Here is a 26,702-nt window from a genome sequence, read left to right as displayed (position 1 = left end):
ACTCAGTATATTGCGTCGCCCGATTTATGGGCTTACCCATTTTGATTAGTGACTCGTTGACTTCAAGGTTTTGACAACCGCTGGCGCATTCGCTGCCTCATGTCAGGATCATCAGTTTTGATTGGGCTTGGAAAGGAACTTTCCCCATGGCAATCACTCTCACGGCACTTGTTTTCCTTCTTATTGGCGCAGCGCTTGGTGTCGGCGGTGTATGGCTGGCGGTGCTTGGCGGCAGTTGGTATTACCTCATTGCTGCCGTCGCCTTTCTGGTTGTTGCGGTGCTCCTGTTCCGCAGGCGGTCGTCGGCTCTGCTGCTCTATGCGCTACTGGTGATAGGAACATTGGGTTGGGCCATCTGGGAAATTGGTTTTGACTGGTGGCAACTTGCCCCACGTGGTGGCGTCATCATGGTTCTCGGCCTTTGGCTGCTTACCCCATGGATAAGGCGGGGTTTGGCTTCCCCGGCAAACAGCGGCGGCTCTTCCGGCGGTCCGGCTTTGGCATTGTCTGTCACTGTTGTAGCGGCGCTGGTTGTCGCTGGTTATTCGATGAGTCAGGATCCAATTCAAATCAAGGGTGAATTGAGCAAGGAAATTGTCTCGGATGCCGTTGATCTTGGCGGCAATATGCCGGATGGCGACTGGCACCAGTATGGGCGCACGCCCTATGGACAGCGTTATTCTCCGCTCAAGCAGATCACCACGGAAAATGTCAGCAAGCTGCAAATTGCATGGACCTACCGGACTGGTGATGTCAAACTGCCGGAGGATGTTGGAGAGACCACCTATCAGGTCACTCCTTTGAAGGTTCGAGATACGCTGTTCATCTGCACACCGCACAATTGGGCTATTGCGCTTGATGCGGCGACAGGCAAGGAAAAATGGAAGTTTGATCCGAACTCGGGAATGAACCCGGACCGCCAGCACCAGACCTGCCGTGGTGTTTCCTATTATGCCGATCCTGCTGCAACCCCGGGACAGCCCTGTGCCGAACGGGTGTATCTGCCCACTTCCGATGCGCGATTGATTGCGCTGGATGCGGCCAATGGCCAAGTCTGCCCATCCTTTGCGGACAAAGGTACGCTCCATCTTGAAAAAGGCATGCCCTATAATCCGGCTGGCTATTACTACTCCACATCACCTCCAGTTGTTGCGGCTGGCAAGATTATTGTCGGTGGTGCGGTCAACGACAATTACTCGACGCAGGAACAATCCGGCGTTATCCGCGCATTTGATATCAACACCGGAGCACTTGTCTGGAACTGGGATTCAGGCAATCCCGACGTAACGACCCCCCTCCCGGACGGACAGACCTATACGCACAATTCCCCCAATAGCTGGTCTGTTTCCAGTGCGGATGAAAAGCTCGGTCTTCTCTATGTGCCGCTTGGCAACCAGACACCTGACCAGCTTGGGGCCGGGCGCTCGGCGAATGTCGAGAAGTTCTCTTCTTCCATCGTTGCGCTGGACTTGAATACAGGACAAATGCGCTGGGTTCGCCAGACTGTGCATCATGACCTTTGGGATATGGACGTTCCTTCGCAACCAACGCTGGTCGATATCAATACGGCAAGCGGAACTGTACCGGGTTTGGTGGGACCAACCAAACAGGGCGATCTTTACGTACTTGATCGTCGCACGGGCGAGCCCATCATTCCTGTAAAGGAAATACCTGCACCTACGGGTGCAATTGAAGGTGATTTCACATCGCCCACACAGCCCATATCCGATCTGACATTTTCTCCGCCCCCTCTGACCGGCAAGGATATGTGGGGTGTATCGATGTTTGACCAGCTGGTATGCCGGATCGAATTCCTCAAGCTGCGTTATGAAGGGCGCTACACGCCACCTTCTCTGCAAGGATCGTTGATCTATCCGGGCAATTTCGGCGTGTTCAATTGGGGCGGCGTTGCTGTTGATCCGGAGCGTCAGATCATGTTCGGGATGCCGACATATCTTGCCTTCACATCACGTCTTGTACCACGCGCTGACGTGCCTGCACCCGGTGTCGGCACCAAGGGAAGCGAGCAGGGACTCAACCGTAATGAAGGCGCGCCCTATGCGGTGGTAATGGGTCCGTTCGTCTCGCCGCTAGGGCTGCCTTGTCAGACCCCGCCATGGGGCTACGTGGCCGGGGCCGATCTGCGCACCGGCAAGATTGCATGGAAGCATCGCAACGGTACGGTTCGGGACTCTTCGCCGCTGCCGCTGCCGTTCAAGGTTGGCGTGCCTGGCATTGGCGGTCCGATCATCACTGCTGGTGGTGTCGCCTTCCTCGGCGCTGCAGTCGATGATTATCTGCGGGCATATAATGTGACCAATGGCGAGCAGCTTTGGGAGGCGCGCCTGCCTGCGGGCGGGCAATCAACGCCCATGACCTTCTCGCTGGATGATGGCAAGCAATATGTCGTCATCGTTGCGGGCGGACATGGCTCGGTTGGCACCAAGCCCGGCGATTACGTTATCGCTTATACGCTACCGAAATAAGATTGACGTCAGGGTAAAGCAATAATATTTTTGCGAGTGGCTGATACAGCCAGCCGCTCGCGGCCTTCGGGTCATGGTGAATGTATCAAATGGAACTATGGCGATTCATCCTTTGAATGGTGAACGGGTCGGCAATGCGGGCACTGATTTTCCTGTTTCACCGTAAACGAAGGATCGATCATGCGTACATTCACCGACGCCAAGGCGATGGCAAAGTCCCTGCGCCAGGCCCTGCAGCAAAAGAATATTGAACTGTCCCATAGTGAAAGTCTTGAACTTGTTGCTGCCGGTTTTGGCTTCGACGACTGGAACGTGCTTGCTGCCAAAATTGCTGATGAGCCAGCACCAAAGCAGGAGATCTCTTTTGGACCTGCCAATCCCATCCTGCGCATCTTTGATGTTGCCAAAGCCCGGGAGTTCTATCTCGATTTTCTCGGCTTCACGCTCGATTGGGAGCATCGGTTTGGCGATAATTTCCCGCTTTATTGTCAGGTATCGCGTTCCGGTCTGACGCTGCATCTCAGTGAGCATTCAGGTGATGCCAGCCCCGGCGCGCGGGTTTTTGTCCGCATGACCGGCATTGAGGCACTTCATGAGGAACTGCATTCCAAGAACTACCGCTTCATGAAACCGGGTCTTGAAGAAGCCCCGTGGGGACGAGAGGTCAGTGTCACTGACCCTTTCAGCAACAGGATTACTTTTTGCGAATCCTGATTAGCGCTGCGCGCATGGTTCGCCCTTCGGCTGAGCTGAGGGGAGCTAACATACCAACACGCTTGCAGTATTATCAATGCGTGGTTCGACGGGGCTCACCATGAGGAAGGCTGGTGATTGCAGTTAATTTAAGAGCAGAGCGAGTTGTCTACCCGGAAATGCTGCGATAGTGAGAACGTGTGAAGTAATAACTCCCTGCGATCACCAACCTTCCTCATGGTGAGCCCCGTCGAACCACGCACAATGGCAATGCCATTTGCCTTGCCGTGAGACCGTTGTGATTGCAAAGACCCACGATCTACAGCGAAACTATCTTTGCCGATCGTCTTGTCTCTCATGGCGAAGCACGCACAAACAAAAGTGCAGGTCTCTTGCAAAACTCAGCGCTCTGGCAATTTCAGCGGACTGTTGGTCTTGATCGTGCGGATGGCAAAATTGGAACGAATATCCGATATGCCGGGCAGGACCAGCAGTTTCTCTGTCAAGAAACGTTCATAGGCGGAGAGATCCTCCACAACCACTTCTGCCAGAAAATCCGCTGTGCCTGAAATCAGGAAAGCACCGGTAACTTCCGGCATGGCGATCAGGGCCGCCTGTTGAACCTCAGAGTTTTCCCGGCTGTGATGGCCTACCTTGATTTCAACGAAAACTGTCAGCCCCAAGCCTACTTCCTTGCGGTCAATATCGGCTCGATAGCCACGGATCACGCCCGACTTTTCCAGATTCCTGATACGCCTCAGACAGGGCGAGGGCGACAGGTTCACCTTCTCTGCGATCTCCACGTTCGTCGCACGTGCATCCCCTTGAAGTGCCTCAAGAATGCCAATATCGAATTTATCTAAGTTTGGCATAATCTGCCTCGATGAGTTGGTTAAGATGCTAAAAATTGCTGAAATGATAGTTTGAGTGGCATCAACTTGCAAGGACATGCCAGTGCCATTCGCCATATATTGCTTCCACGGAAACACATTCAGTTAAATCTGAAAGGATAATTCGATGGTTGCGATCTCACCGGAAATCAACAAGTCAAGCTCATTGGCACCCGGCTATACCGGTGCGCTGGTAACCGTTTTCATCTGGGCCACGTGGATCATAGCGACACGCCACTCCAGCGGCACACACCTTGGCACAATTGATCTTGGGCTCATTCGCTATGGCGTTCCTGCATTGGTGCTTGCTCCTGTTTGGTTGAAGACAAGGCTGCTGCCACGCAACGTGCCCTTCCTGTTGCTGGCGATCATGGTTTGCGGCGCTGGCGTTCTGTTTTTCCAGATTACGACTTTTGCCATTCACTCGACACCGGCGGCGGCTGTTGGTGTTTTGCTGGGTGGTTCGATGCCTCTTGCGGCGGCGCTTATCGGGGTTGTCCTGTTCGGCGAACGTCCTGACCTGACCCGCTGGCTCGGCCTTGCCGCCATTGTTGCCGGTCTGGCTATTTTGCTAACAATCGCCCTCGGCAGCCATCAAATTTCATGGGTCAGCTTTGTATTCCTGCCGCTGGGCGCATTGCTCTGGGCTGGTTACACCCATGCATTCAAGCGTTCGGGCCTCACCGCATTGCAGGGCGGCGCGTTGATTGCGGTCTGGTCTTTCATCATCCACCTTGTACTCGCTGCATTCTTTGGCACCACGATCATCGAGGTTCCGCTTCCTGAACTTGGCCTGCAATTCCTGTCTCAAGGTGTGCTTTCCGGCCTTGCCGCAATGCTTGCCTATGGAATAGCCGTACGTTCGCTTGGTGGCAGTCAGGCAGCCGCGTTCAGTGCGCTCACACCTGTCCTGGCAGCTATTGGCGGCTCTATCTTCCTTGACGAGCCGATCGGGGTCTGGGAAATTGCGGCAGCAATTATCACGGGATTGGGCGTTGCTCTTTCAACCGGCATCCTGTCTCATCGGATCAGGGGCTGATTGAAAGACGCTCATCCTCGAAAAGGGTTGTTAAAATGAGCGAGCCAACAAAGCATCCGAATATTACCCAGGCAATGGTCGATGCGTTTGATGAGTACACTCATCTGACGCTCGACCGCCGGTCTTTCATGGATAAGCTTACCAAACTTGCAGGTTCCGGGGCCGCTGCTGCAGTCATCGCGCCAATGCTGGCGGCAAACTCGGCTCAGGCAGCAATAATTGCGCCGGACGATAAAAGACTGTTGACCAAAGATCTCGTGTTTTCCGGGCCTTCCGGCGACATTAAAGGCTATCTGGCCGCCCCTGCGGAGACCGCGGGCAAGCTTCCCGCTGTCATCGTTATCCATGAAAACCGAGGGCTGAACGACCATATCCGCGATGTTACACGCCGGTTGGCGCTTGAGGGTTTTGTGGCTCTGGCACCGGATTTGCTTTCCTCGGCGGGCGGTACTCCGCAGGATGAAGAAAAGGCGAGGGGCATGATCAGCGCTCTCGATCCCAAGACAGCGATAGCGGAGGGCATTGCCTCGATAGACTATGTTGCCAAGGTCAAATCATCCAATGGTAAGGTCGGCGCTGTCGGTTTTTGCTGGGGTGGGGGCATGGTCAATGATCTGGCGGTCAATGCCCCGCAGCTTTCTGCAGGTGTCGCTTATTATGGTCGCCAGCCCAAATCCGAAGATGTCCCCAAGATCAAGGCACCGCTTCTATTGCAATATGCGGGGCTCGATACACGCATCAATGCCGGAATTGAAGAATACAAGAAGGCGCTGGAAGCCAATGGTAAGACCTTCGAAATCCAGATTTATGATGGCGCTAACCACGCCTTCAACAATGATACTTCAACGGCGCGCTACGACAAGAAAACAGCTGATCTGGCTTGGAGCCGCACAATCGAGTTTTTCAAGAAGAATTTGAGCTAAGCCTGAGTGCAAAGAATAAACGAAACCAATCGCTTGCAGGATCGTTTTGTGCTTAATACTTTTGCGTGAAATGAACGGGAATTGGTTTATGCGGTTTGTCACCCGGGTCTTTGGCCTTGTGTTTTTATTGCTCGTCTTCAGCCAGTCTGTGCTTGCTCAGGAAGTTGTTTTTCCGAGCGGTTCAGGCATTGGTCTTGTCCCGCCAGCCGGGCTGGTGCCATCGTCCAGCTTTAGCGGCTTCGAAGATTCCGCTAAAGGTACGTCGATTGTCGTGACGGAACTCCCGGTTGATGCTTATGCCGCGATTGCCGCCAACTTCAACAAACAAGGCTTGCTGGCAACGGGTATTGAAACCATTTCAGGACCAGATGAATGGCCTGTTCAAGGTGCCGTTGTATCGAAACTGATACGAGCCAGCCAGATTGCGGCCGGAGTGAAATATCGCAAATGGATCGTGCTGGTCGGAGCCGAGACCACAACGGCAATGGTTACGGTGCAAATTCCGGACGGCGTCACAGGCGGCCTGTCTGATGCCGATGTGGAGGCCGCGCTAAAGACTTTGGTAGTGCGCGCTCCTGCAAGCCTGCCGGATCAGATCGCATCGCTGCCTTTCAAGGTGGCCGATACGGCGAATTTTCGCCCTGTGCGTGTCATCGCGGGAGCGACGCTGCTTTTGACTGAGGGGCCGAATGATGTGGCTGCCAATTCAATGCAGCCAATGGTGGTTATCGCTTCAAACCTCAATACAGCGCCAGAGCCCGCTACACGACTTGAATTTTCAAAGAAGGCGTTTGCGTCACTGACGGGGATCAAGGATGTCCACTCGGACAATGAAACAAGCAGTGAATCCGATGGCGCGGAGTGGATCGAGATTGACGGAGCCGCCACGGATACCGCGAGCGGAGATGCCCTCTACGTAGCGCAGATAGCCCGTTTTGAGACAACCCGCTATGTCCGCGCCATTCTTATTGTCAAGGCTACGGAAAAGGACAAATATGCTGATCGTTTCCGAAAGCTAGCCAAGTCCATGACGATCAATTAAAATCGGCTATGGATAAAAGTTACCGACTCACCAAGGAAGAAATACGACCGTTGATACGCAATTATGGTGGTTGCATTGCCACTGACACGATCACGATCGATGGTTATCCCGTGCGTTTCATGTATCGCGAAGACCCGGACAACGATCTTGATAGCGGATGGCGCTTTCTTTCCGGCTTTGAAAGTGACGATTACATGGAAGATCCGGAAAACAGCGGCATCTTTGATGTGAATACCATCGCCAATTATGATCCAAGCATCATTCCTCTTCTGGATTCGCCCGTCGGCAGCGTGTTTGAGAAGACAGGTGAGCAAGAGCGCTTTGTTGCGGTGACAGACTGGTCACCGGGCGAAGACGATGAGGATGACGAGGACGAAGACGACTAGCGCGTTGCTGCGCACGTAACGCAGAGTTACAACTGGACAAGTGCCGTGTATTCCCTGAAAATGCTGTTCTGAAAGAGAATCCAACAAAAGGCTGGAAACTGGAATGGCATTGGCAGACGCAGGCGCATTGCTGCGAAACGAAAACGGCATAGCGACGGTTGTATCCATCCTTAAAAAGCGCTTCGGCGATAATGCTCAAAGCGGAAAATCCATCCGCGAGCAGCATGCGCACACAACCAGCTATGTGCCCAATCAGGCTCCTGATCTGGTAGTTTATGCGGAATCCGTTGAGGATGTGCAGGAAGTTGTCCGCCTTTGCAGTGAATGGCAGGTACCGGTTATCGCTTTTGGAACCGGAACGTCGCTCGAAGGCCATGTAAACGCGCCTGCAGGCGGAATTTCGATCGATCTTTCGCGCATGAACCGTATCCTCAAGGTCTATAATGAAGATTTGAATGTTGTTATTGAGCCTGGCGTTACGCGCAAAGAGCTGAACGAATATCTGCGCGACACCGGTCTGTTTTTCCCGATTGATCCGGGTGCCAATGCCAGCCTCGGCGGTATGGCCGCAACTCGCGCTTCGGGAACAAATGCCGTTCGCTATGGCACGATGCGGGAAAATGTTCTGGCTCTGAAAGCAGTCATGCCGGATGGCAGACTCATCACGACGTCAAAGCGGGTCAAGAAAACCTCGGCAGGATATGACCTGACCCGGCTATTGATCGGCTCCGAAGGGACACTCGGAATTATTGTCGAACTGACGCTCAAGCTGTACGGCATTCCGCAGGCGATCTCCGGCGGAATCTGTGCTTTTCCCGATCTGGAAAGTGCCTGCAATACAGTCATTGAAACCATTCAAATGGGCATTCCGGTTGCACGCATCGAACTCGTCAACGAGCTCGAAATGAAGGCAATGATCACCTATTCGAAACTGGATTATGACCCCGCGCCCTATCTGTTTCTGGAGTTTCATGGCAGCGAAACAGGTGTCGCTGAACAGGCCGAGCTTTTTGGAGAAATTGCTGCAGCCAACGGCGGCGGTGAATTCAAATGGACCGCCAATGCTGAAGAGCGGGAAAAACTCTGGTCGGCCCGCCACAACTCCTATTTCGCCTGCATGACGCTTGCGCCGGGCAAACAGTCACTTTCCACCGACGTCTGCGTACCGATTTCGCGGCTGGCAGAATGTATTGTTGAAACCGAAAAGGATATCGAGCAGAGCGGTCTGATCGCACCAATCGTCGGCCATGCCGGTGATGGCAACTTCCATGTGCTGGTGCTTTTTGATGAGAAGAGCCCGACGGAGATCGAAAATGTGGAGGCATTTGTCGAGCGCCTGAACCTCAGAGCCATCGCTATGGACGGAACCTGCACGGGCGAGCATGGGATAGGGCAGGGTAAGATCAAATTTCTCCGTGCTGAACTTGGCGGCGCCGTCGATGTCATGGAAACCATCAAGCGCGCTATTGATCCGGGGAATATAATGAATCCCGGCAAGATCTTACGCCTTTAGGCTCGTATTTTGATTCCGGGTGTTAAAGCATGGTGCAAGCATTGCAAATCGCGCATAAACCCAGTCATGTCTCGGTAACGCCATAAGGATGTTTCGATGGTGATCCGCGCAGATTTATTGGAGTAAGACACTGGCACGCCTGTTTGTTTTCATCGGCGGATTACTGGTACTGCTGCTAACCGCAGCATTAATTGTGCCATATTTCGTCGACTGGGCCGGTTATCGCTCTTCGTTTGAACGCGAGGCATCAGCTCTACTGGGCCGTCCCGTGACTGTTGCAGGAACCGCAAGTGCTCGGCTACTGCCGTTTCCCTCCGTGACTTTTTCTGATGTTCGGGTTGGCGATCCGGGTGTCGAGCCGGTCATGACTATCGAGAATTTTTCGATGGATGCGGAGTTGGCACCGTTTTTGCGGGGCGAAATTCTCATATTCGACATGCGACTTGAGAAGCCGACTGCAACTGTCCGGATCAATGAAGGTGGTATTGTCGATTGGGCCATTCGCCCGCGCACACCGTTCCAGAGAACGCAGGTCAAGCTGGAAAATTTGCGGATCAACAACGGCTCGGTGGTTATCCGGGATGCTTCGACGGGCACGACCCGCTCAATCTCCGAGTTGAACGCGACAATGTCCGCCGAAGACCTTTCCGGGCCATGGAAGTTTGATGGAAGTCTGTTCTTCAATGGCGAGAAAATGTCGGTATCTTCTTCGACTGGTGCGCTGAAGGCTGATGGATCATTGCAGATGCATGCGCGTGTCATTCCCGACAGTATACCGGCAACGATGGAAACTGACGGCCAGATTACCTTGGATCAGGGAGCCTTGAAGTATGCAGGGCGGATCGACATTCGCTCCCGCGACGAACTCGTTGTAAAGCCTGGTGAAAAAACGGATAGGGCAGCAAAACCACTGCTTTCAAGCGTTCGTCTTTCCGGACAATTTGAAGCTGACCATGCGCGGATAACCATACCGGAATTCCGTATGGAGCAGGGGCCGGTTGCCGACCCCTATGTGGTCAACGGAACCGCACATTTCGATTATGGCAATGATCCGCGATTTGAAGTGAAGGCTGATGGCCAGCAGGTAACCTTCGGCAGCCAAGAGCAACAGCAGGCCAATGTGAAAGCAAGTCCGGAAACCACGGCGCAGCGTCTGGGCATATTCCGCCGGCTGATGGATCAGCTTCCTGTGCCGTCTGTACCTGGAAAGATAGACCTGAAACTGCCGGCAATCGTTGCGGGCGATACGACGATCCGCTCGGTGACAATTGATGCCGCGCCGGTGGATGGCAATTGGGCGATCAATCAGCTCAAGGCGGAGCTTCCCGGACGCACCCAATTTGAGGCGAAAGGTGTTCTGCAGGTTGGTAACAATTTTGGCTTTGATGGCAAATTGCTGCTCGCCTCACGCCAACCCTCGGGTCTTGCCGCTTGGCTGACGGATTCCGTCGACGATGCGATCCGCCGTATTCGCGGTGCCGGTTTTTCCGGTGACGTAAGTCTGCATGATGAATTGCAGAAGGTTGATAACTTTGAGTTGGCGCTTGGTGGTGCTTCGCTCAAGGGATCATTGGTTCGCAGTGCCAAAGGAGATTCGCTGCCCCTCACTCAATTGAAGCTGGAAGGCGGTGCATTGGATGCAGATGCGCTACAGGCTTTTTCTGCACTGTTCAGCAGCAATGCGTCCGATACCGGTGCGGCAATCTTGAGTGGACAAGACCTTGACGTGGATCTGAAGGCCGGACCTGTTACCCACGATGGATTTGTGGCGGAAACTGTCGACACGGCATTCCGCCTGCGTGACGGGATCTTTGATATTGACCGGATGACCATCGGCAATCTTGCTGGTACGACGATAACCGCTACAGGGAAATTGGAGCCGTTCAAGGCCGAGCCTTCCGGTTCCATCGATGCGACCTTGCTGTCGGATGATATGGCACCCTTTATTGACATTCTGGCGCAACGCTTTCCTGATTTCCCGTTTCTGGTCGCCATGAAGGAGCGGGCGTCGCGCTTTCCGGGCCTGTTTGAGGAAACGCAGTTGAGCGTTCTCGCCAACACGTTGCAGGGAAAGGCGGGAGCAAACGAGTTTTCCCTGAGTGCGGCTGGGAAGACGGGTGGAATGAACATCACCCTTTCCGGCACTAACAAGATGAATGAGGAGCATCTGCGCACTCTCGAACTGACCATGAATGCCCGCACTGATCATGCGGAAGGATTGATGGCGTTTATTGGATTGCCTGCCTTACCGCTTGGCCTTGCCGGAGAGCTTGAGGCTGACATTGCTCTGAAAGGTAATCAGAATGCCGGTTTTCAGACCCAATTGGCCTTGAAGGCTCCCGATGGCCGTGCATTGCTGGATGGCAGTTTCCGCTATGCCGGCGATGGCCTGAGCGGCGAGGGGCGTGCATCCATCAAAAGTACGGACATAGATGCTTATCTTGCGACAGCGGGCTATTCGGTGCCGGGTTTTGGGAATGGCACGCCAGTCGATGCGGCCAGCAGCTTTTCCCTGAACAATGGCAAACTGATGCTTCCTGATTTGAGCGGGCAGGTGAGTGATACGAAGATTGGCGGGCGGCTTGGCTTTATGCTCGAAAACGGTGTGCCGAATGCCCAAGGTGATCTTACGCTTGGCCGCCTGAATCTTGATGCAGTCACACAGTTTGTCCTCGGCTCTGGATCGACTGATGGCGATGGAAAATCGGAATGGCCAAAGCAGCCGTTTCTCATGAATCCGCTTTTCCCGATGGGTTTTGACTTGAAATTGCGTGCCGAAGATGCCGACGCCGGTCTCATGGGGGATGTACGCAATTTTCAAACGACTGCATCATTGAAGGATGGTTCACTGCGTCTTGACGATACAAAGGGAGATGTGTTCGGCGGTAAACTTGAAGGAATGTTCGAGCTGCGCAACACAAGCGGTACAGGCTTGGCGACCGGCCAGTTTACTCTTGATCAGGTGGCAATTGATGAGCTTTACCGGCCGGAATCGAGCATCCCACCTGTGAAGGGCAAAGCCCGGATTTCAGCATCGATAAATGCAACCGGAACCTCCATGGCGGAACTTGTCGGGTCGATCGCTGGTTCGGGCGTGATGTCAGTGAACGATCTTGCAGTCAACTCTCTCAATCCCGGAGCACTCATACCGGTTTTGGCCAATGTCGATGCTGTTGAGGGACCTATTACGACTGCCGCCATTGATACGGCCATCAATAAGTATCTCAATGCGGGCGTGTTGAATACGGCAGCATCGGATATTCCCTACACGATTGCCGGTGGGGTGGCGCGCACATCAACCTTCCAGTTGACCAATGAGGATGCACGCCTTTCCGCTGATTTGCGCATCAGTTTCCCCGAAATGACGATAGCTTCCCAAGGCAAATTTATATTTGAACCGGGCAAGGCGGTCGTTGTTGGTGCTGATCCGATGGTCGAGCTTACAATCGATGGTCCGTGGGCCGCACCCGTTGCAACATTCAATCGCCAGCCGCTTGAACAGTTTCTGACACAGCGCGCATTGGAACGCGAACAGCAGCGCGTTGAAACATTGCAGGCATCGCTGGTGGAAAAGCAGCGCCTGCGCCGCGAAACACTGCTCTTTCAGGGTTTGGCCGATGAGCGTGTAAGGGTGGCGCGCCTGAAGCTTGAACAGGAAGCGCGTGAAGCTGCGGAAAGAAAAGCGGCGGAAGAAGCGGCACGAAAGGAAGCCGAAGAAGCTGCACGCAAAGCCATTGAGACTCCCCCAGCCGAGAATGTTCCGCCCACGCAGCCGCAGGGCGCAATCAACAGGCAGTCTGTCGACGAGTTCCTGAAAACCATCGAACCAACTGTTCCTCAGTGATCTTATTAGCTGTTATAACCTATGCCGCGCGTGGTTCCCCCTCCTGAGCTTGTCGAAGGGCGAACCACGCACAGCGTTCTTGCGATAGACCACTAGCCCCTGTAGGCCGCTTCCAGTTTGGCAATGTCAAGCTTGCGCATTTCCATGACTGCATCCATGACACGCTCGACCCTATCCTGATCTTTGTCCTGCAGCATTGCCGGAATGATGGAGGGGACAATCTGCCATGACAGGCCAAACTTGTCCTTTACCCATCCGCATGGACCCTGCTCACCGCCGTCGGCGATCAGTTTTTCAGTGAAGTCGTCGATTTCTTCTTGGGAGCTGCAATCGATTGTAAGAGAGATTGCTTCGTTGAACTTGAATTCATTTCCTCCGTTCAGCGCGATGTATTCCTGACCTGCGATCTGAAATCTTGCCGTAAGAACAGATAGTTCAGGAGCTTTTGCACCTCTTTTCCAATAGGTCTTTTCAAGAATTTTCCCATCCTTGAAAACGGAAAAATAAAAATCAATTGCTTCTTCGGCATTGCCGCTGAACCACAAGCATGGGGTAATTTTCTGATTGGCAGGCATTTCATTCCCTTTCATCGCGATTGAACCAACTGAAAGACGAACGGCGCCCGGTCACTCCGACATAAAGCAAAAAATTATTTTGGCTCGCGTTTTCCGGCTTTTTGAACCCATGACAGGACATAAAGCCTCAAAGCGGATGAAAGGCTTGAATCGCGGTCACGCTCTTTGTCGATTTCGGCGACAAGTGCTGCCAATGTCATCTGGCGGCTCTCTGCGATGGAGGTAATTATTTCGTAGAAGGGTTCTTCCAATGAAAAGCTGGTACGGTGACCGTGGATTGTCACCGAACGCTTCTGGACGAGACTCATTTTTTGTCTGGCTCGCTGGGTCCCGGTTTTTCCAGGCGATTATTATCGAGAAACCGTTCTGTTTTCTCTGACGCAGCGGTTTCGAATTTTTTCTCGGCTTTGGTTCGTCCGAATAGCACGCGGTTTTGGGCCGCCACTTTTTCGTCAGCAGCCTTGGCTTTGCGTTTCCTGACCTGGCGGAGGTTAACGATCTCAGCCACAGCGCCAGCTATTTCTTCTTGCGGAAGGAATCGAGCGAGACGACCGAGGCCGAGCCCTTTTCAGCGGCAGCGTCACCATCGGCAGCATCCGATTTTTCTGCAGGTGATTTTGCCGGCTTTTTGGCAGTCTTTGCCGGAGGCTTTGGCTTGGCACTCGTGGATGCCAGTTTAGGTCCATCTGCAACCTCTGCGGGTGCAATGCTGGTGATACCCTGATCATTGTCGCCAACGGTCTCTTCAACCTCAACGTCAAATTCCAGTTCGAAATTTACGGATGGGTCGTAAAAACCACGAATCGCCGAGAAGGGTACAACCAATCGCTCCGGCACATCGCCAAACGACAATCCCACTTCCAGTTGTGTATCCGTGACCTGCATGTCCCAAAACTGATGCTGAAGCACGATGGTCATCTGCTCAGGATATTTTTCATGCAGCCGTGTGGAAATGCGCACACCCGGTGCACCTGTCAAAAACGTGACAAAAAAATGATGGTTGCCGGGCAGGCCTGCCTTGGCAACTTCGCTGAGCACTTTGCGGATAACTCCGCGAAGCGCTTCCTGGGCAAGTATATCGTATCGGATCATATCTTGTGGCATGCACTCTTATCCCATGGATTCACCCCTGCCTGTCAAGCGGAGATGGAAATCGTATCCGGCCATTATGGCGCATCGCTAACGCAATTACGACCGATTGTCAGCTACGGGATCAAATTTATCCGGCGTGGGCAAAATCGATAGCCGCAAAATGCAATGTCAGTGCTGTTTGCGGCAAATTTTTATCGGTTTTAAGAAAAGAAATTCAGCTCACTGCCACCAGAATAGGGGCGGGCGGAGCGCTGTTTTCCCGTTCGCGGGGACCATATGCGCGCAGGAAAGTATCGACGGCATTGTCTGCCGCGCTCTTGAGCTCATCCTCAGTTGGTTTTCCGCCAAACAAATAGATCATCTGGAGGTCGGCATTTACCAATGCCAGAAACTGGCGGGCGGCGAGATCGAAATCATCGATTCGCAATGCACCTCTGTGCGATAGTTTTGCAAAAAGCGCACCAAGCGTCGTGCTGATCTTGCATGGCCCCTGCTGGCGCCAGCCTTCAAACAAATGCGGATATCGTTCGCCTTCGGTCTGCACCAGCCTGCGCAAAAACTTCCCGTCCTGATTGCAAATGCAATTCGTCGTCAGCCGTATGGCAAATTCCGAAAGATCCCGTTGCAGATTATCCGGCTTGTCGGGGAATGTTGAAAGCGTAGAGAAAAGCGCGGCGTTGGCCCGCTCCATGACATCTTCGATTACTGCCACAAACAGAGTTTCTTTTTCGCGGTAGTGATTGTATATAGTTTGTCGCGAGACGCATGCCTCAATCGCAATCTCATCAATGCTGGCTCCAGAAAAGCCCTCCCGGCAAAAGACATTTGCTGCGGCATCCAGAATGGAAACACGTTTGGAACATTGACCGCGTTGCGTTGGACCGGTGTCTTTGCGTGCAGTGGATGGTCGGCTTGAAGCCATCGTGCGATTTTTCATAAACCCAAGATAATGCGTCTTGACGTTTTAGACAATAGTGTCTAATTTTACAACAGTGTCCAAATTTATTGACACGCAATTTGCATGAACGCCGCGCTCCTCCCAAGCAGACGTCTTCATGTTTCAGGCACCTTCAGAAAGCTTTGTCCGGGCTTTCGACTGTGGGTTGCGTCGAGATCAATGGGGTGACTGTTGTGTGAAGCAACGTCGCTCCATCAAGGCCGTTCAATTTGCAAATGCAACGCGCATGTCTGCCGCGATTGCTTGAAAGAGCATCATCATGAAGTCCTCCTTCTTACGTTATGCCATTATTCTCGGGTTGCTGTCGGCTATCGGTCCCTTCGCTATCGACATGTATCTGCCTGCGCTACCATTCATTGGTGCCGATCTGGCAGCCGGTGAAAATGCCGTGCAAATGAGCCTTCTGGCCTTCTTCCTCTCCTTTGCACTGTTCCAGATCGTTTACGGTCCCCTGTCGGATATGTGGGGGCGCAAGCTGCCGCTTTATCTTGGCATCGGCTTGTTTACGGTGGCAAGCATCGGCTGTGCGGTGGCAACGAATGTTGAAACGCTTATTGCGTTCCGCTTCCTGCAGGGCATTGGCGGCGCAGCCGGCATGGTCATTCCACGCGCTGTTGTTCGTGATATGCATACCGGTGTTCAGGCAGCGCGCCTTATGTCGCTGCTGATGCTGGTATTCAGTATCTCGCCGATCCTTGCCCCTTTGACAGGCAGTGCGGTTATCCATTTCTTCGGATGGCGCGGCGTGTTCTGGGCCGTAATGATTGCTGCACTTATCGGCCTGGTTCTCTTGTCAACACAGCTGGAAGAAACCCGTCCCAAGGAAGCCCGCGCGGAAAGCGGACTGCGCAGCGCACTCAAGGCCTATGGCACGTTGCTGCGTGACCGCAACTTCCTGACGCTGACTTTCATCGGTGGGTTTGGCCTTGCAAGTTTCCTTGTTTACCTTGCCAATTCGCCATTCGTGCTTATCGACCATTATGGTCTGACGCCGACGCAGTACAGCATAGCCTTCTCAATCAACGCAGTTTCATTCTTCACCGTGTCACAGTTGACCGGTTGGCTCGGTAGCCGCTTTGGTCTGCTGCATGTCATGCGCATGGCAGTAACCGGCTTTGGTTTGTCTCTCGCGGCAATGGTCGTGCTTATGAGTGCGGGCTTTGATCAGTTCCCGGTTTTGGCGGTATTTCTCTTTATCGGCTATGGCTTTCTTGGTCTTGTGTTGCCGACAACAGGTGTCTTGGCGCTCGAAGAGCATGGGGAGATTGCAGGTTCTGCCTCTGCGTTGATGGGTACGCTGCAGTTTGTCATTTCGATTATCGCAATGGGCCTTGCATCTCTGTTCTTCACGGGTGGCCCCGTGCCGATGGCTGCGGGTATTGGCGCCTGTGCGGTGGTCGCACTTGCAATCACGCATCTTACGATTGGCCGTCGCCGCCCTGTTGAGGTGGGAGCCGCTGCCGAATAAAACTCTGATCCTCCATCAGAAGTTGAAGAAAAGGCCCGGGAGTTAATTCCGGGCCTTTTTCTATTCCAGATGTTCAAGGATGAAATCGGCCCGTTTTTCCGGTGTCAGGCGCGGTACTTCAATGAGATCATATCCATAATCGCCATATGCCTTTACCATCGCATGGTATGTTTTGGCCGCTTCATCCAATGTCTGTTTCCGTTCGGTATCCTGTTCGAAGATTTCTTCCCAAGGTGGCAGGATGAAGACCAGCGGGTTGTAGCGGTAATGCTCTGCAGCGACGCTCATGTGGCTCGGAACGGAAATATTTGATAGGCGCAGATATCCTGTAATATCGGGGACGCCACGGTCGAAGAAGACTATGCCCTCATTTTCGCGTGCCATTTCGTAAGAGCGCAATTCCCACGAAAGCATCAGCTCGGCAAAAAGAGCGGGATCATTCCAGGGTAGGGCGGGTCCTTCAATGCTTATGTGCTGTTGAATGATTGCACGTCCGGCTTCAACGGATGAGGCATGCCCCCGCTTTCTGAGTTCATTAATCAGTGTGGTTTTTCCTGATCCCGGTCCTCCGGTCAGAACAACAAATCTTTCATTTAATATGCGCATGGATAGCTCCTGCCGACGCTTGAGCAAAACTTGCTCTAGAGCCAGCGTCATGGGTTTACGGATAGGAGACGAAGTATGTCGCCTTTTGGGGAGAATTTCATGGGAGGGGTTTCGGGGCTAACGAGCGCCGCATGTCCATTTTAATCAGTAAGCTGTCGGGATTTCAATCGCGCCCGGCTCTTTCCCTTGTTCAGCATAAGATAGCTGCGTGGACTTGGGGTTGGCAGCAGTTGAACCACTGCAAATGGGCTGTGCCATTATCTCTGCCAGCACAGAACGCTCATTATTGGCGGCGCGGTCGAGATAGTGCTTTACGTGCTCTGCTGCAAAAGCGCTGCCCGCCACAACAGCGATGGCCGCTACAGCAAAGGCGACCATCCGCAACCGCTGGGCTAGGATTGTGTTCAACCCCGCCCGGGCGGCGGTTGCGACCGCAATGCACAATGCGATGAGCGCGCAGCACATGGGCTTAACTCAGTTCTTGACCGAACAACCGCATTCGGCGTCGTTTGTATCTTTCAGGCGTGCCCAATCACCAAGGCCGCTCTTTTCGTTCCTACCTTTCGGCATGACATCAAAGAAAGCGTAGACTCCCATGAATTGTTCATCGCCGCGGCCAAATGCAGAGTAGGTATGATAAATCTGGCCGTCTTCATCCTTGTAGAACACGCTTGCGCCGGAAAGGTCATCAATGCCGGGATCCCCATGCTCGTAATTATAGAAGGCAGTGCCGTCTTTCTGCTCTTCCGGTGTAAAGGATACGTCGAAATCATAATTGAAATCATTGTTAAACGACGACACCCAAGGAAAACGCCATCCCATAGCCTTTCGTGTTGCTTCAATTTCAGCAATCGGAGCGCGCGCAATTGCTACATAGGAGACGCCATTGTTTCCGAGATGCCGCAAAATACCATCAACGTGGTCAGCGAGCAGACTGCAGCCGATGCAGGCTTTGTCCTGACCCGGCGCCAACATGAAGTGTTTGACGAAAAGCTGGCTACGACCATCGAAAAGATCGGCAAGTGTCACTTTTCCGGAAGTGCTATCGAAAACATATTCCTTCTCGATCTTTACCCAAGGCAGTGCGCGCTTCTCGGCGTTCATCTTATCCTGAGCCTTGAGAAAGGCTTTCTCCCGTTCGAGCAGCGCGGTACGTGCTTCGAGCCATTGTTCGCGTGATACAATCTGGTGTTGCATAATCATCTCCTGTTGCTGTCTGCTTCATCGAGAATGCTTTGCTTGTTTCAGGCGAGAAGTTCTTCCAGCCTGTCGAATGCGCTGTTCCAACCCATGCGATGACCATCACAATCGTCAACTGTTTCAAATTCGGATTGTTGGAATTGCATTCTGGTCTTGCCGTCCAGATCGTCAAAATTGATGGTAACAAGGGTCTCCCGACCGGCTTTTCCATCTTCCTGATCCCAGGCAAATGTGAAGACGAGCCGTTCGTTCGGCACAACTTCATAATAGATGCCGCCATGCCACAATTCTTCGCCGCTGGCTTCAGAGTCGAGGCATGCGCGCCATTTGCCACCGGGACGTACATCGGCTTCTGCAAAACTTGCAGGATAGTCGCGTGGTCCCATCCATTGCAGCATCCGCTTTGGATCGGTGAACGCTTTATAGACTAAAGGGCGCGGAGCATTGAACACGCGATTTATTGTCAGCACGCGTCCTGCAGCGGTATTTGCAATCTCGGCATTATTGTTCTGAGCCATCGTTCTGTTCCTCCACTTGCAACTCTTGCAGGTATTCTTCCAATCGATCGAAACTGCTTTCCCAAAAGCGCTTGTACTGCTCGATCCAGTTTTCAACTTCCTTGAGCGGAGCAGCATTCAGGCTGCACGGACGCCACTGGGCTTCCCGTCCGCGAATGACGAGACCGGCACGCTCCAGAACCTTCAGGTGTTTTGAAACGGCGGGGCCCGACATTTTGAAGGGTTCTGCCAGTTCCGTGACCGAGATTGTCCCCAATGACAGCCGCGCAAGAATTGCACGGCGGGTAGGGTCGGCCAGTGCAGAAAATATGTTGTCGAGGCGATCAGTTTGCATTGCTGTAGAACCATTCGGTTATTTAACTTAATGGTTATATACGCCTGAATGGACAGGTCGTCAAGCGTGTTGATTTGAAGGACGTGAAGGGCAAAGCATCGCTGATGCGCATGCTGCTGATAGCGCAAAGCGCGCCTCACAAGAGGAGCGAGAGATCGTATTATGATTGTGCTTGGGAAAGTGGAGGTTTCTGTTGCCAGGTACCTCCGAACCCCGCCTAGAAGTGCGAACCCCTAGGACTTGATTTGAAGCTATCGCACTGCATTAAGCAGCGAGACGTGCTTCCGCATAGTTGTCGTTTGCAACTACAGATTTAGCCCGATAACGGTGGTACAATGCCGGGCAAAAGTTCGATCTTTACACCCTTGTCGATCCTATTTCGCCCCCGCCACAAGGCAGCGCTTGGTTTGCTGCATTGTGGTGGAGGCGCCGGGTACCGCCCCCGGGTCCAATGGGCTTATTTCATCGTCCGTTTATCACCATAGCCGTCTTGCGACGGCAGGGGGAACATAAGCATTTGATGTTTCGAAATCAACAGCCGCCTTGGCTTTAAATGCGCTCATTGCAGTTTATACATGAGCGCTACGGGTTTGATCTGAATGACAATTTCCGGATTGCAATGTTTTGCAATCCATTGAGCCTCTATCTCAGCAGTGCGGTTATTCCAGGATCTTCAGTGCTTTGTATTGGGGTTAATCCCGCCGCATTGGTCTGATTTTTATCGGCTCCGTGTTCAAGCAGTGTTTTCACAACCGCCAAATCCTTATTGTAGGTAACTGCAAGATGCAGGGGCGATTCACCAGTTGCAGCGTTCCGCTCATTCACTTTGGCACCATTGGCAAGGAGCAGTTCAACTATCTCACTTGTGCTGGATGTCGCCGCAAGATGTATGGGTAAGTAGCCATCTGCGTCCGCGCTGTTGATATCGGCACCGCAAGCAAGCATAGCCTTTACCTTGTTAACGTCATGTTGCGTAACGGTATTGGCAAAGATTGTGGATTTAAAACCTTCCGCATAATTGTCGTTTGGGCTCAGTCGTATACACGGGTCGGAACTAAGTTGGTTAAACTGATATTTTGCACCTGAGTGCCCTTGCTTGGCTGCCATATCGTACCATTTTGCCGCTTCCGCATTATCTTTCTCGGTGATTTCTCCATCCCGATAAATATCGCCTAAAACAAGCTGGGCTTCGAGATCGCCATTTTCGGCGGCTCTGCGATACCAGTAGATCGCTTTTGCATTGTCCTGCGCCACCCCTTCGCCATTGCTGTACAGGACACCAATATTGAGTTGCGAATAAGCGTCATCCTTTTCCGCCAGCGGCTTCCAGTATTTCAAGGCAGTTTGATAATCTCCCGTACTATATGCGTCATAGCCGGGGTCAGCAAAAGCGCTGACCGAAAAACCAAACATCACCAAAGAAATTGATAAAATAGCTTTTCTTCTCACTGTTCCACCGTTGCCAAATATTCTCAGATTTAGAGTACTCTTGTGACAGCAGCGTATGAAAGGTTGAAACTTTTTGATGGGAGGTGGTTTTTCAGCCCCTGATATCAACGAGATTATCCCATAAACACTTGTCTGCTCCTTGTGCCTACTGGACCGACTTCATACCTATTGGGGGAATATCCTCGCAGTTGGATGGATGCCATGATTACAAATACACTTTCACAATCCGTTGTAGCACTTCGCTCCGTAATCCCGGATGACGCCTTTACCGCGCCGGCACTTGGGACAATCAGAGAGGGTAGCGGGGTTGTTATCCGCGAGGATGGCCTGCTGCTGACCATAGGTTATTTGATCACAGAGGCCGAAGAGATTTGGCTGACCCGCCATGACGGGCATGTGGTGCCCGGACATGCACTCGCTTACGATCAGGAAACCGGGTTTGGGCTTGTCATGCCGATGGCTCCGCTTGAACTTCCTCCAGTGAAATTCGGTGATGCGGACGCAGCGTCAGTTGGTAGTCCTGTAACCTTGATTGACGGGCTTGGAAAATCTGTGCGGTCAAACATTGTCGCAAAACAGGAGTTTGCCGGTTATTGGGAGTATCTGCTGGATGAAGCGATCTTCATTGCGCCCGCCCATCCTTCCTGGGGCGGTGCCGCTCTGTTTGATGCAGAAGGAAAACTCCTTGGAATAGGCTCTTTGCATCTGCAAATGATGATGAACGGCGATCGGGCCAACATAAACATGGTTGTTCCAATCAATATATTGCTGCCCATCCTCGATGATTTGCTCACCCGGGGAAAAGTCAACAAGCAACCGCGACCGTGGCTCGGAGCTTTCTCAGCAGAAAGCGACGGCAAGGTCATGGTCATGAGCGTAACGGATATCGGCCCTGCCGCTCAGGCCGGTTTGCGCGAAGGGGATATCATTTCCGAAATTCAGGGCGGTGAGATCGATGGCTTGGCGGATTTTTATCGGAAGGTCTGGAAGAGTGGGCCGGCTGGATCAGAAATACCCGTGCGGGTTCTACGGAATGGACGTGAAGCATGGTTGCGCATAAAAACGGCTGATCGTAACAGCTTTCTCAGAAAGCCTCATTTGCAGTAGGTTTGATGAAACCAGATTTTCTATTTGATGGCCACGACAATGCTGACAAGGTGGTGTTGCTGGCACACGGCGCCGGTGCTCCGATGGATTCAGCGTCAATGACTGCGCTTGCACATTCGCTGGCGTCATCGGGCTTTCGGGTCGCACGTTTTGAATTCAGTTACATGGCAGGCAGGCGAACGTCAGCCGGGCGTAAGCCACCGCCCCGTGCCGAAAGTCTCGTTACCGAATATCTCGCTGCGATTGAAGCACTTGCTGCACGAGGACCATTGTTTATAGGCGGTAAGTCGATGGGTGGCCGCGTCGCCAGCATGGTTGCAGATGATCTTCATGCATCCGGTAAAATCGCCGGGCTTTTGTGTCTGGGATATCCGTTTCATCCGATCGGTAAACCGGCACAACTGCGAACTGCGCATCTTGCAGAGATGAAGACGCCGACATTGATAGTGCAGGGCACCCGCGATCAGTTTGGTAATCAGGACGAGGTTGCGGGATACAGGCTATCTGACAAGGTCGAAATTCTCTGGCTTGAGGATGGCGATCATGATTTCAGACCGCGTAAAAGTGTGTCCGGTTTCCTTGTAGCTGATCATCTGAAAACCTTGGCCGCCCGCGCCGCAACATGGGCGGTTGGCGTCAGATAATCTGTTTCGAGTTCTGGCGATACAGTGGTGGCGGTGGGAACATTGTTGTCCTATAAGCAGCCGTAAAATCACAGGAAAAGCGGCGAGACCATGCACACATTGAAAATATCGACGCTCACAATTTGCGGTATTGATGAGCTTCCAGATCAAAGCGCCCGCGGCGTCAGCCATGTACTTTCCATTCTGGACCCTGACTGGCCGGAACTGGAAGCCTTTCAGGCCTATGGCGTGCATGATCGCACCATCCTGCAATTCCACGACATTATTGATGCAGCGCCCGAACGTATCCTGCCTCAGCCCGAACATGTAACGCAAATACTGGATTTCGGATCACGTCTTGTTCAATCGGCCAAGGACCGGGTCGAGGGACACCTGCTTGTGCATTGCCACATGGGCGTTTCGCGCTCGACAGCCGCAATGCTTATGCTGATGGCGCAGGCCAGCCCGGAAGAAACGGAAGAGCGTCTGTTTGAGAGGCTGCGGACGATTCGCCCGCAGGCATGGCCGAACTCGCTTATGGTCGGTTATGCGGATGAACAGCTAGGCCGCGGCGGCAGGCTTGTTGCCGAGTTGCATCGCCATTATGCACTTCAGCTCAAGCGCGATACAATGTTTGAAGAGCTGATGACACGCATCGGTCGCACGCGCGAATTGGAAATGGGCAGATCAGCTGCCTGACCACGCCCGCTCCTGATGGCGGCCGGAAAGCCCGGATTATTCGGGCACAAGGCCGTCAAAGACTTCCAGCATTGCATCGGCGATGGCCTTGCCAAGTGCTGCGCCTGATTCTTTCAGGCCAGCCTCATCCATATCACGCGCCGCCAGCGCCAGCGCTGATCCTTCCAACCGAACGATCTCCTGCGCACGTTCGATCGCCCATAGGGCAAAATCACTTCGTGTTGTAATCTCCACAGTGTCCATGTTTCATGTTCCTAGATTGTAACTACGCCTCGTGTTCGTCGGCATTACATGACTGGCGAACATAAAACAAAGATTGGATTGACTCGCGGGTGATGCTGGGGAATGTTTCATTGCTCTAGCGTGGACATTGGACAAGCATATTTCATGCATTGTGCTGTGTCTTCATTGTCGGGAGGTTGCAATGCCAAGCATTGAACCTAACAATCAGGGGGATTTTACATGAGTGATTATCTAACCGATGTCCGTCACTATGATGCTGCGGCGGACGAAGCTGTCGTTGCAAAAATCGTGAAACATCTTGGAATTGCCTTGCGCAACCGGGATTCATCGCTGGTATCCTGCTCTGACCCTGAAGAATTGGCGCGCGTTCGCACCAATTGGGTGGAAAAGAAGCTTGGCCTGACAGATGCAAACAAAGCCGATGCTGCCATACAATCGGTCTGTGCAACGATGAAGGATGACCGCACAAAGAGCCGCGTCACATTCTATTATCTGACCGCAAAGGCACTTGGGGCGCTCGGCAGCCTCTGATCCCGCCATTTTTGAAACAGGAAGCCCTGCCTGGAGCGGGGCTTTTTATTTTCAGCGCTGTGGATCACGCACAAGTTTTACTGCTTCGTCACCAGAATCTGCTAAAGAAGTGCAATGCGCACCTATCTCGATCTTCTACAGCACGTACTCGACAACGGCACCGACCGCGGCGACCGCACTGGAACGGGTACACGTTCGGTTTTCGGCTATCAGATGCGGTTTGATCTGTCGGCTGGTTTTCCTCTCCTCACAACGAAAAAGCTGCATCTCAAATCAATCATTCATGAGCTGCTTTGGTTCCTGAATGGAGACACAAATGTCGCTTATCTGCAGGACAAGGGCGTAACGATCTGGGATGAATGGGCTGATGAGAATGGTGATCTCGGCCCGGTCTATGGCTATCAATGGCGTTCCTGGCCGACACCGGATGGCGGACATATCGACCAGATTGCCGGATTGTTGAATGCAATACGCACCAATCCAAATTCGAGACGTTTGATTGTTTCGGCATGGAATCCTGCGCTGGTTGATGAAATGGCACTGCCGCCATGTCATTGCCTGTTTCAGTTTTATGTCTCTGACGGCAAGCTGTCCTGCCAACTTTACCAGCGCTCCGCCGATATTTTCCTCGGCGTGCCTTTCAACATCGCTTCCTATGCGTTGCTGACGATGATGATCGCGCAGGTGACCGGCCTGCAACCCGGTGATTTTGTTCACACACTTGGCGATGCGCATCTTTACGCCAACCATTTTGAACAGGCGCGATTGCAGCTTACGCGCAAGCCCGGGCCGCTGCCGGTCATGCAGATCAATCCCGAGGTGACTGACCTTTTTGCTTTCGAGTATGACGATTTCCGTCTTGTTGATTATGTCGCCGAACCGGGTATCAAGGCGCCTATCGCAGTCTAGGCCATCGTGGAGAAGTAAGATGCTTGCCCGGTTCTGTCTCGCTGCTCTCTCGGCATTGCTGCTGTCATCGCCGGTTCTGGCAAATGATACAACGGCAGCGGTTGAAACAGGCGGGCTGGTTTACACCCGCAATTCGGTCATCTCCATGGAACAGGAAGACCTGTTCATTTCGGAAAATGAAATTCGCGTCGACTATGTTTTCAGGAACACCTCAAATGCGGATGTCGAGAATATAATTGCATTCCCGATGCCAGAGCTTCAGCCGGTCTATATGTCCGACATTGCTATTCCGGACATGGGGTCAGACAATTTTCTGGATTTCACAGTCACAATCGATGGCAAGCCAATCAAGCCGGAACTGCAACAGCGCGGCTATGTTGCAGGGCTCGATATAACCGATGTTCTTGTTGCCAATAATATCCCGATTTCCCCGCAAAATCCGTCAGTTAGGCAGGCTGTTGAAAATCTTGATTCAAGTTTGAAACAGGAGTGGGAAAATCGCGGCATTCTTCAGGATAATGATGAATATGCTCTGGCGCCCGCTTGGGTTCTGAAATCAACCTATTGGTGGGTCGGACATTTTCCTGCGGGCAAGGATGTCCGTGTTTCTCACCGCTACAAACCCAGTGTAGGTGGCACTGTAAGTCTGAATTTTGATCCTGATGATAATAGAACCCACGGGCCGAATTTTGAACACGCGCAGAAATATTGCCGTGACAAGAACTTCAATCAGAGCGTTGCGAAAATCGCCAAGAAGGCCGGACCTGAGCGAACCGCGCTTTACGAGAACTGGATATCTTACATTCTCACAACGGGCGGCAACTGGGCGGGACCAATAAAGAAATTCAAGCTCACTATCGATAAGGGCGATACGGACAATCTGATCAGCTTTTGCGGCGATAACGTGAAAAAGATCGGACCGACAACCTTTGAGATGACAGCGCAGGATTTCTGGCCGGAACGCGATCTGGAAATACTCCTGTTGAAGAGGAACAAGTTTGAATGATCAGCTTTGTGGTTGCCATTGCACAGAATGGTGTAATTGGCCGGGACAATGACCTGCCGTGGCGCCTGTCGTCGGACCTTAAACGGTTCAAGGCCATTACTATGGGAAAGCCCATCATTATGGGCCGCAAGACCTGGGATTCTCTTGGCAGGCCATTGCCGGGGCGTACCAATATCGTCGTCACCCGCGATGCTGCGTTTAACGTTGATGGCGTGATTTCGGCTCGTTCTGTTGATGAAGCATTGTTGATAGCCGGCAGTCATGCTGGCGCAGATCACGTCAATGAAATTTGCATTATCGGTGGCGGTGAGATTTTCCGGCAGAGCATTGGCCGTGCGGACAGGCTCTATGTCACATGGGTACTTTCAAACATTGAAGGCGATGTGCATTTCCCCGATATCGATCCGGCAGTCTGGTCGGAATTATCCAGCGAAGATTTCCCTGCTGGAGAAAAAGACAATTATCCGACACGTTATGTCGTCTACGAACGGCGTGCTTGATCCGGCTCTCACCGCCCATATTATGAAAATATTGTGATAACTGACGATAATTGTTCGGTTTTTCACCA

Annotated in this window: 29 protein-coding genes and 1 other RNA gene; 16 read left to right on the top strand and 14 right to left on the bottom strand. The window is 52.7% G+C overall.

Annotated elements, in window-relative coordinates:
• Nucleotides 1-146: 146 nt before the first annotated feature.
• Nucleotides 147-2,486 (top strand): glucose/quinate/shikimate family membrane-bound PQQ-dependent dehydrogenase, encoded by a 2,340-nt coding sequence (locus PMI41_RS08360; RefSeq protein WP_008123714.1) that lies wholly within the window; start codon nucleotides 147-149, stop codon nucleotides 2,484-2,486.
• 180 nt (nucleotides 2,487-2,666) lie between these two features.
• Nucleotides 2,667-3,200 (top strand): glyoxalase superfamily protein, encoded by a 534-nt coding sequence (locus PMI41_RS08355; protein WP_008123712.1) that lies wholly within the window; start codon nucleotides 2,667-2,669, stop codon nucleotides 3,198-3,200.
• A 380-nt stretch (nucleotides 3,201-3,580) separates the two neighbouring features.
• Here the strand turns inward: PMI41_RS08355 and PMI41_RS08350 are convergent, their stop codons facing one another.
• Entirely contained in the window at nucleotides 3,581-4,051 is a 471-nt protein-coding gene (locus PMI41_RS08350; protein ID WP_008123710.1) for an Lrp/AsnC family transcriptional regulator, read from the bottom strand.
• A 145-nt stretch (nucleotides 4,052-4,196) separates the two neighbouring features.
• Here PMI41_RS08350 and PMI41_RS08345 point away from each other — a divergent pair, with 145 nt between their 5' ends.
• The 6 genes from PMI41_RS08345 (at nucleotide 4,197) to PMI41_RS08320 (ending at nucleotide 12,816) form a co-directional block, all read left to right on the top strand.
• Nucleotides 4,197-5,108: a DMT family transporter gene (locus PMI41_RS08345; protein WP_008123708.1), complete on the top strand. Its 912-nt coding sequence runs from the start codon at nucleotides 4,197-4,199 to the stop codon at nucleotides 5,106-5,108.
• Between the two features lie 35 nt (nucleotides 5,109-5,143).
• Nucleotides 5,144-6,031: a dienelactone hydrolase family protein gene (locus tag PMI41_RS08340; protein ID WP_008123706.1), complete on the top strand. Its 888-nt coding sequence runs from the start codon at nucleotides 5,144-5,146 to the stop codon at nucleotides 6,029-6,031.
• 88 nt (nucleotides 6,032-6,119) lie between these two features.
• Nucleotides 6,120-7,073 (top strand): hypothetical protein, encoded by a 954-nt coding sequence (locus tag PMI41_RS08335; protein ID WP_008123704.1) that lies wholly within the window; start codon nucleotides 6,120-6,122, stop codon nucleotides 7,071-7,073.
• Between the two features lie 8 nt (nucleotides 7,074-7,081).
• The gene (locus PMI41_RS08330; protein WP_008123699.1) at nucleotides 7,082-7,459 is read left to right on the top strand and encodes a DUF2185 domain-containing protein; all 378 of its coding nucleotides are present in this window, start codon (nucleotides 7,082-7,084) and stop codon (nucleotides 7,457-7,459) included.
• Between the two features lie 103 nt (nucleotides 7,460-7,562).
• Complete coding sequence (locus tag PMI41_RS08325; protein WP_008123696.1) at nucleotides 7,563-8,972, top strand: FAD-linked oxidase C-terminal domain-containing protein; 1,410 nt, start codon at nucleotides 7,563-7,565, stop codon at nucleotides 8,970-8,972.
• A gap of 112 nt (nucleotides 8,973-9,084) precedes the next feature.
• On the top strand, nucleotides 9,085-12,816 hold the full coding sequence (locus tag PMI41_RS08320) for an AsmA family protein (protein WP_348225799.1): 3,732 nt from the start codon (nucleotides 9,085-9,087) through the stop codon (nucleotides 12,814-12,816).
• Nucleotides 12,817-12,908: 92 nt separating this feature from the next.
• Here PMI41_RS08320 and PMI41_RS08315 read toward each other — a convergent pair whose 3' ends face one another.
• From PMI41_RS08315 to PMI41_RS08295, 5 genes are all read right to left on the bottom strand, one after another.
• A complete protein-coding gene (locus tag PMI41_RS08315; RefSeq protein ID WP_008123692.1) occupies nucleotides 12,909-13,391 on the bottom strand; it encodes a VOC family protein in 483 nt (160 codons plus the stop codon).
• Between the two features lie 74 nt (nucleotides 13,392-13,465).
• Nucleotides 13,466-13,699: a ribbon-helix-helix domain-containing protein gene (locus PMI41_RS08310; protein WP_008123683.1), complete on the bottom strand. Its 234-nt coding sequence runs from the start codon at nucleotides 13,697-13,699 to the stop codon at nucleotides 13,466-13,468.
• Nucleotides 13,696-13,899: a DUF4169 family protein gene (locus tag PMI41_RS08305; RefSeq protein WP_040854146.1), complete on the bottom strand. Its 204-nt coding sequence runs from the start codon at nucleotides 13,897-13,899 to the stop codon at nucleotides 13,696-13,698. The genes PMI41_RS08310 and PMI41_RS08305 overlap by 4 nt, the downstream gene beginning before the upstream one ends.
• Before the next feature lie 8 nt (nucleotides 13,900-13,907).
• Nucleotides 13,908-14,495 (bottom strand): SspB family protein, encoded by a 588-nt coding sequence (locus PMI41_RS08300; RefSeq protein ID WP_008123682.1) that lies wholly within the window; start codon nucleotides 14,493-14,495, stop codon nucleotides 13,908-13,910.
• Nucleotides 14,496-14,697: 202 nt separating this feature from the next.
• Nucleotides 14,698-15,405 (bottom strand): TetR/AcrR family transcriptional regulator, encoded by a 708-nt coding sequence (locus PMI41_RS08295; protein ID WP_052025856.1) that lies wholly within the window; start codon nucleotides 15,403-15,405, stop codon nucleotides 14,698-14,700.
• Nucleotides 15,406-15,700: 295 nt separating this feature from the next.
• Here PMI41_RS08295 and PMI41_RS08290 point away from each other — a divergent pair, with 295 nt between their 5' ends.
• Nucleotides 15,701-16,909 (top strand): multidrug effflux MFS transporter, encoded by a 1,209-nt coding sequence (locus PMI41_RS08290; RefSeq protein WP_008123680.1) that lies wholly within the window; start codon nucleotides 15,701-15,703, stop codon nucleotides 16,907-16,909.
• 60 nt (nucleotides 16,910-16,969) lie between these two features.
• Here PMI41_RS08290 and PMI41_RS08285 read toward each other — a convergent pair whose 3' ends face one another.
• The 7 genes from PMI41_RS08285 to PMI41_RS24200 form a co-directional block, all read right to left on the bottom strand.
• On the bottom strand, nucleotides 16,970-17,515 hold the full coding sequence (locus PMI41_RS08285) for an AAA family ATPase (RefSeq protein ID WP_008123678.1): 546 nt from the start codon (nucleotides 17,513-17,515) through the stop codon (nucleotides 16,970-16,972).
• 144 nt (nucleotides 17,516-17,659) lie between these two features.
• Nucleotides 17,660-17,893: a hypothetical protein gene (locus PMI41_RS08280; protein ID WP_210160785.1), complete on the bottom strand. Its 234-nt coding sequence runs from the start codon at nucleotides 17,891-17,893 to the stop codon at nucleotides 17,660-17,662.
• A 96-nt stretch (nucleotides 17,894-17,989) separates the two neighbouring features.
• Entirely contained in the window at nucleotides 17,990-18,712 is a 723-nt protein-coding gene (locus PMI41_RS08275; RefSeq protein WP_008123674.1) for a thioredoxin family protein, read from the bottom strand.
• A gap of 47 nt (nucleotides 18,713-18,759) precedes the next feature.
• Nucleotides 18,760-19,233, bottom strand: coding sequence for an SRPBCC domain-containing protein (locus PMI41_RS08270; protein WP_008123673.1), 474 nt, complete (start codon nucleotides 19,231-19,233; stop codon nucleotides 18,760-18,762).
• Nucleotides 19,217-19,567, bottom strand: a complete 351-nt coding sequence (locus PMI41_RS08265; protein ID WP_008123671.1) for a metalloregulator ArsR/SmtB family transcription factor — start codon at nucleotides 19,565-19,567, stop codon at nucleotides 19,217-19,219. The genes PMI41_RS08270 and PMI41_RS08265 overlap by 17 nt, the downstream gene beginning before the upstream one ends.
• 179 nt (nucleotides 19,568-19,746) lie before the next feature.
• Nucleotides 19,747-20,106, bottom strand: a transfer-messenger RNA (tmRNA) gene (gene ssrA / locus PMI41_RS24605).
• Nucleotides 20,107-20,209: 103 nt separating this feature from the next.
• Entirely contained in the window at nucleotides 20,210-21,016 is an 807-nt protein-coding gene (locus PMI41_RS24200; RefSeq protein ID WP_157179340.1) for an ankyrin repeat domain-containing protein, read from the bottom strand.
• 201 nt (nucleotides 21,017-21,217) lie between these two features.
• Here PMI41_RS24200 and PMI41_RS08255 point away from each other — a divergent pair, with 201 nt between their 5' ends.
• From PMI41_RS08255 to PMI41_RS08245, 3 genes are all read left to right on the top strand, one after another.
• Entirely contained in the window at nucleotides 21,218-22,123 is a 906-nt protein-coding gene (locus tag PMI41_RS08255; protein ID WP_008123668.1) for a S1C family serine protease, read from the top strand.
• A 5-nt stretch (nucleotides 22,124-22,128) separates the two neighbouring features.
• A complete protein-coding gene (locus PMI41_RS08250; protein WP_008123666.1) occupies nucleotides 22,129-22,767 on the top strand; it encodes an alpha/beta family hydrolase in 639 nt (212 codons plus the stop codon).
• Nucleotides 22,768-22,857: 90 nt separating this feature from the next.
• The gene (locus PMI41_RS08245; RefSeq protein ID WP_008123665.1) at nucleotides 22,858-23,445 is read left to right on the top strand and encodes a hypothetical protein; all 588 of its coding nucleotides are present in this window, start codon (nucleotides 22,858-22,860) and stop codon (nucleotides 23,443-23,445) included.
• A gap of 36 nt (nucleotides 23,446-23,481) precedes the next feature.
• Here the strand turns inward: PMI41_RS08245 and PMI41_RS08240 are convergent, their stop codons facing one another.
• Nucleotides 23,482-23,688 carry a hypothetical protein gene (locus PMI41_RS08240; protein WP_008123664.1) on the bottom strand — a complete coding sequence of 69 codons (207 nt, stop codon included), beginning with the start codon at nucleotides 23,686-23,688 and terminating at the stop codon, nucleotides 23,482-23,484.
• Between the two features lie 219 nt (nucleotides 23,689-23,907).
• On the opposite strand from PMI41_RS08240, the gene PMI41_RS08235 reads away from it, so the two are divergent.
• The 4 genes from PMI41_RS08235 (at nucleotide 23,908) to PMI41_RS08220 (ending at nucleotide 26,634) form a co-directional block, all read left to right on the top strand.
• Entirely contained in the window at nucleotides 23,908-24,219 is a 312-nt protein-coding gene (locus tag PMI41_RS08235) for a DUF2853 family protein (RefSeq protein ID WP_008123663.1), read from the top strand.
• A 114-nt stretch (nucleotides 24,220-24,333) separates the two neighbouring features.
• Nucleotides 24,334-25,128 carry a thymidylate synthase gene (locus PMI41_RS08230; RefSeq protein ID WP_008123662.1) on the top strand — a complete coding sequence of 265 codons (795 nt, stop codon included), beginning with the start codon at nucleotides 24,334-24,336 and terminating at the stop codon, nucleotides 25,126-25,128.
• Nucleotides 25,129-25,147: 19 nt separating this feature from the next.
• Nucleotides 25,148-26,134: a DUF4424 domain-containing protein gene (locus PMI41_RS08225; RefSeq protein ID WP_008123661.1), complete on the top strand. Its 987-nt coding sequence runs from the start codon at nucleotides 25,148-25,150 to the stop codon at nucleotides 26,132-26,134.
• The gene (locus PMI41_RS08220; RefSeq protein WP_008123660.1) at nucleotides 26,131-26,634 is read left to right on the top strand and encodes a dihydrofolate reductase; all 504 of its coding nucleotides are present in this window, start codon (nucleotides 26,131-26,133) and stop codon (nucleotides 26,632-26,634) included. Before PMI41_RS08225 ends, PMI41_RS08220 begins: the two co-directional genes overlap by 4 nt.
• Nucleotides 26,635-26,702 lie beyond the last annotated feature (68 nt).

Origin of the sequence: Phyllobacterium sp. YR531 (genome assembly GCF_000282595.1) — a bacterium.
In the GTDB taxonomy this organism is placed as follows: Bacteria; Pseudomonadota; Alphaproteobacteria; order Rhizobiales; family Rhizobiaceae; genus Phyllobacterium.
This window is presented reverse-complemented; position numbering and strand designations above follow the sequence as displayed.

Bases quoted from the DNA above. Each gene is read 5' to 3' on its own strand.
- PMI41_RS08360 (WP_008123714.1), top strand. From the start codon at position 147: ATGGCAATCACTCTCACGGCACTTGTTTTCCTTCTTATTGGCGCAGCG.
- PMI41_RS08355 (WP_008123712.1), top strand. From the start codon at position 2,667: ATGCGTACATTCACCGACGCCAAGGCGATGGCAAAGTCCCTGCGCCAG.
- PMI41_RS08350 (WP_008123710.1), bottom strand. From the start codon at position 4,051: ATGCCAAACTTAGATAAATTCGATATTGGCATTCTTGAGGCACTTCAA.
- PMI41_RS08345 (WP_008123708.1), top strand. From the start codon at position 4,197: ATGGTTGCGATCTCACCGGAAATCAACAAGTCAAGCTCATTGGCACCC.
- PMI41_RS08340 (WP_008123706.1), top strand. From the start codon at position 5,144: ATGAGCGAGCCAACAAAGCATCCGAATATTACCCAGGCAATGGTCGAT.
- PMI41_RS08335 (WP_008123704.1), top strand. From the start codon at position 6,120: ATGCGGTTTGTCACCCGGGTCTTTGGCCTTGTGTTTTTATTGCTCGTC.
- PMI41_RS08330 (WP_008123699.1), top strand. From the start codon at position 7,082: ATGGATAAAAGTTACCGACTCACCAAGGAAGAAATACGACCGTTGATA.
- PMI41_RS08325 (WP_008123696.1), top strand. From the start codon at position 7,563: ATGGCATTGGCAGACGCAGGCGCATTGCTGCGAAACGAAAACGGCATA.
- PMI41_RS08315 (WP_008123692.1), bottom strand. From the start codon at position 13,391: ATGCCTGCCAATCAGAAAATTACCCCATGCTTGTGGTTCAGCGGCAAT.
- PMI41_RS08310 (WP_008123683.1), bottom strand. From the start codon at position 13,699: ATGAGTCTCGTCCAGAAGCGTTCGGTGACAATCCACGGTCACCGTACC.
- PMI41_RS08300 (WP_008123682.1), bottom strand. From the start codon at position 14,495: ATGCCACAAGATATGATCCGATACGATATACTTGCCCAGGAAGCGCTT.
- PMI41_RS08295 (WP_052025856.1), bottom strand. From the start codon at position 15,405: ATGGCTTCAAGCCGACCATCCACTGCACGCAAAGACACCGGTCCAACG.
- PMI41_RS08290 (WP_008123680.1), top strand. From the start codon at position 15,701: ATGAAGTCCTCCTTCTTACGTTATGCCATTATTCTCGGGTTGCTGTCG.
- PMI41_RS08285 (WP_008123678.1), bottom strand. From the start codon at position 17,515: ATGCGCATATTAAATGAAAGATTTGTTGTTCTGACCGGAGGACCGGGA.
- PMI41_RS08280 (WP_210160785.1), bottom strand. From the start codon at position 17,893: ATGGTCGCCTTTGCTGTAGCGGCCATCGCTGTTGTGGCGGGCAGCGCT.
- PMI41_RS08275 (WP_008123674.1), bottom strand. From the start codon at position 18,712: ATGCAACACCAGATTGTATCACGCGAACAATGGCTCGAAGCACGTACC.
- PMI41_RS08270 (WP_008123673.1), bottom strand. From the start codon at position 19,233: ATGGCTCAGAACAATAATGCCGAGATTGCAAATACCGCTGCAGGACGC.
- PMI41_RS08265 (WP_008123671.1), bottom strand. From the start codon at position 19,567: ATGCAAACTGATCGCCTCGACAACATATTTTCTGCACTGGCCGACCCT.
- PMI41_RS08255 (WP_008123668.1), top strand. From the start codon at position 21,218: ATGATTACAAATACACTTTCACAATCCGTTGTAGCACTTCGCTCCGTA.
- PMI41_RS08250 (WP_008123666.1), top strand. From the start codon at position 22,129: ATGAAACCAGATTTTCTATTTGATGGCCACGACAATGCTGACAAGGTG.
- PMI41_RS08245 (WP_008123665.1), top strand. From the start codon at position 22,858: ATGCACACATTGAAAATATCGACGCTCACAATTTGCGGTATTGATGAG.
- PMI41_RS08240 (WP_008123664.1), bottom strand. From the start codon at position 23,688: ATGGACACTGTGGAGATTACAACACGAAGTGATTTTGCCCTATGGGCG.
- PMI41_RS08235 (WP_008123663.1), top strand. From the start codon at position 23,908: ATGAGTGATTATCTAACCGATGTCCGTCACTATGATGCTGCGGCGGAC.
- PMI41_RS08230 (WP_008123662.1), top strand. From the start codon at position 24,334: ATGCGCACCTATCTCGATCTTCTACAGCACGTACTCGACAACGGCACC.
- PMI41_RS08225 (WP_008123661.1), top strand. From the start codon at position 25,148: ATGCTTGCCCGGTTCTGTCTCGCTGCTCTCTCGGCATTGCTGCTGTCA.
- PMI41_RS08220 (WP_008123660.1), top strand. From the start codon at position 26,131: ATGATCAGCTTTGTGGTTGCCATTGCACAGAATGGTGTAATTGGCCGG.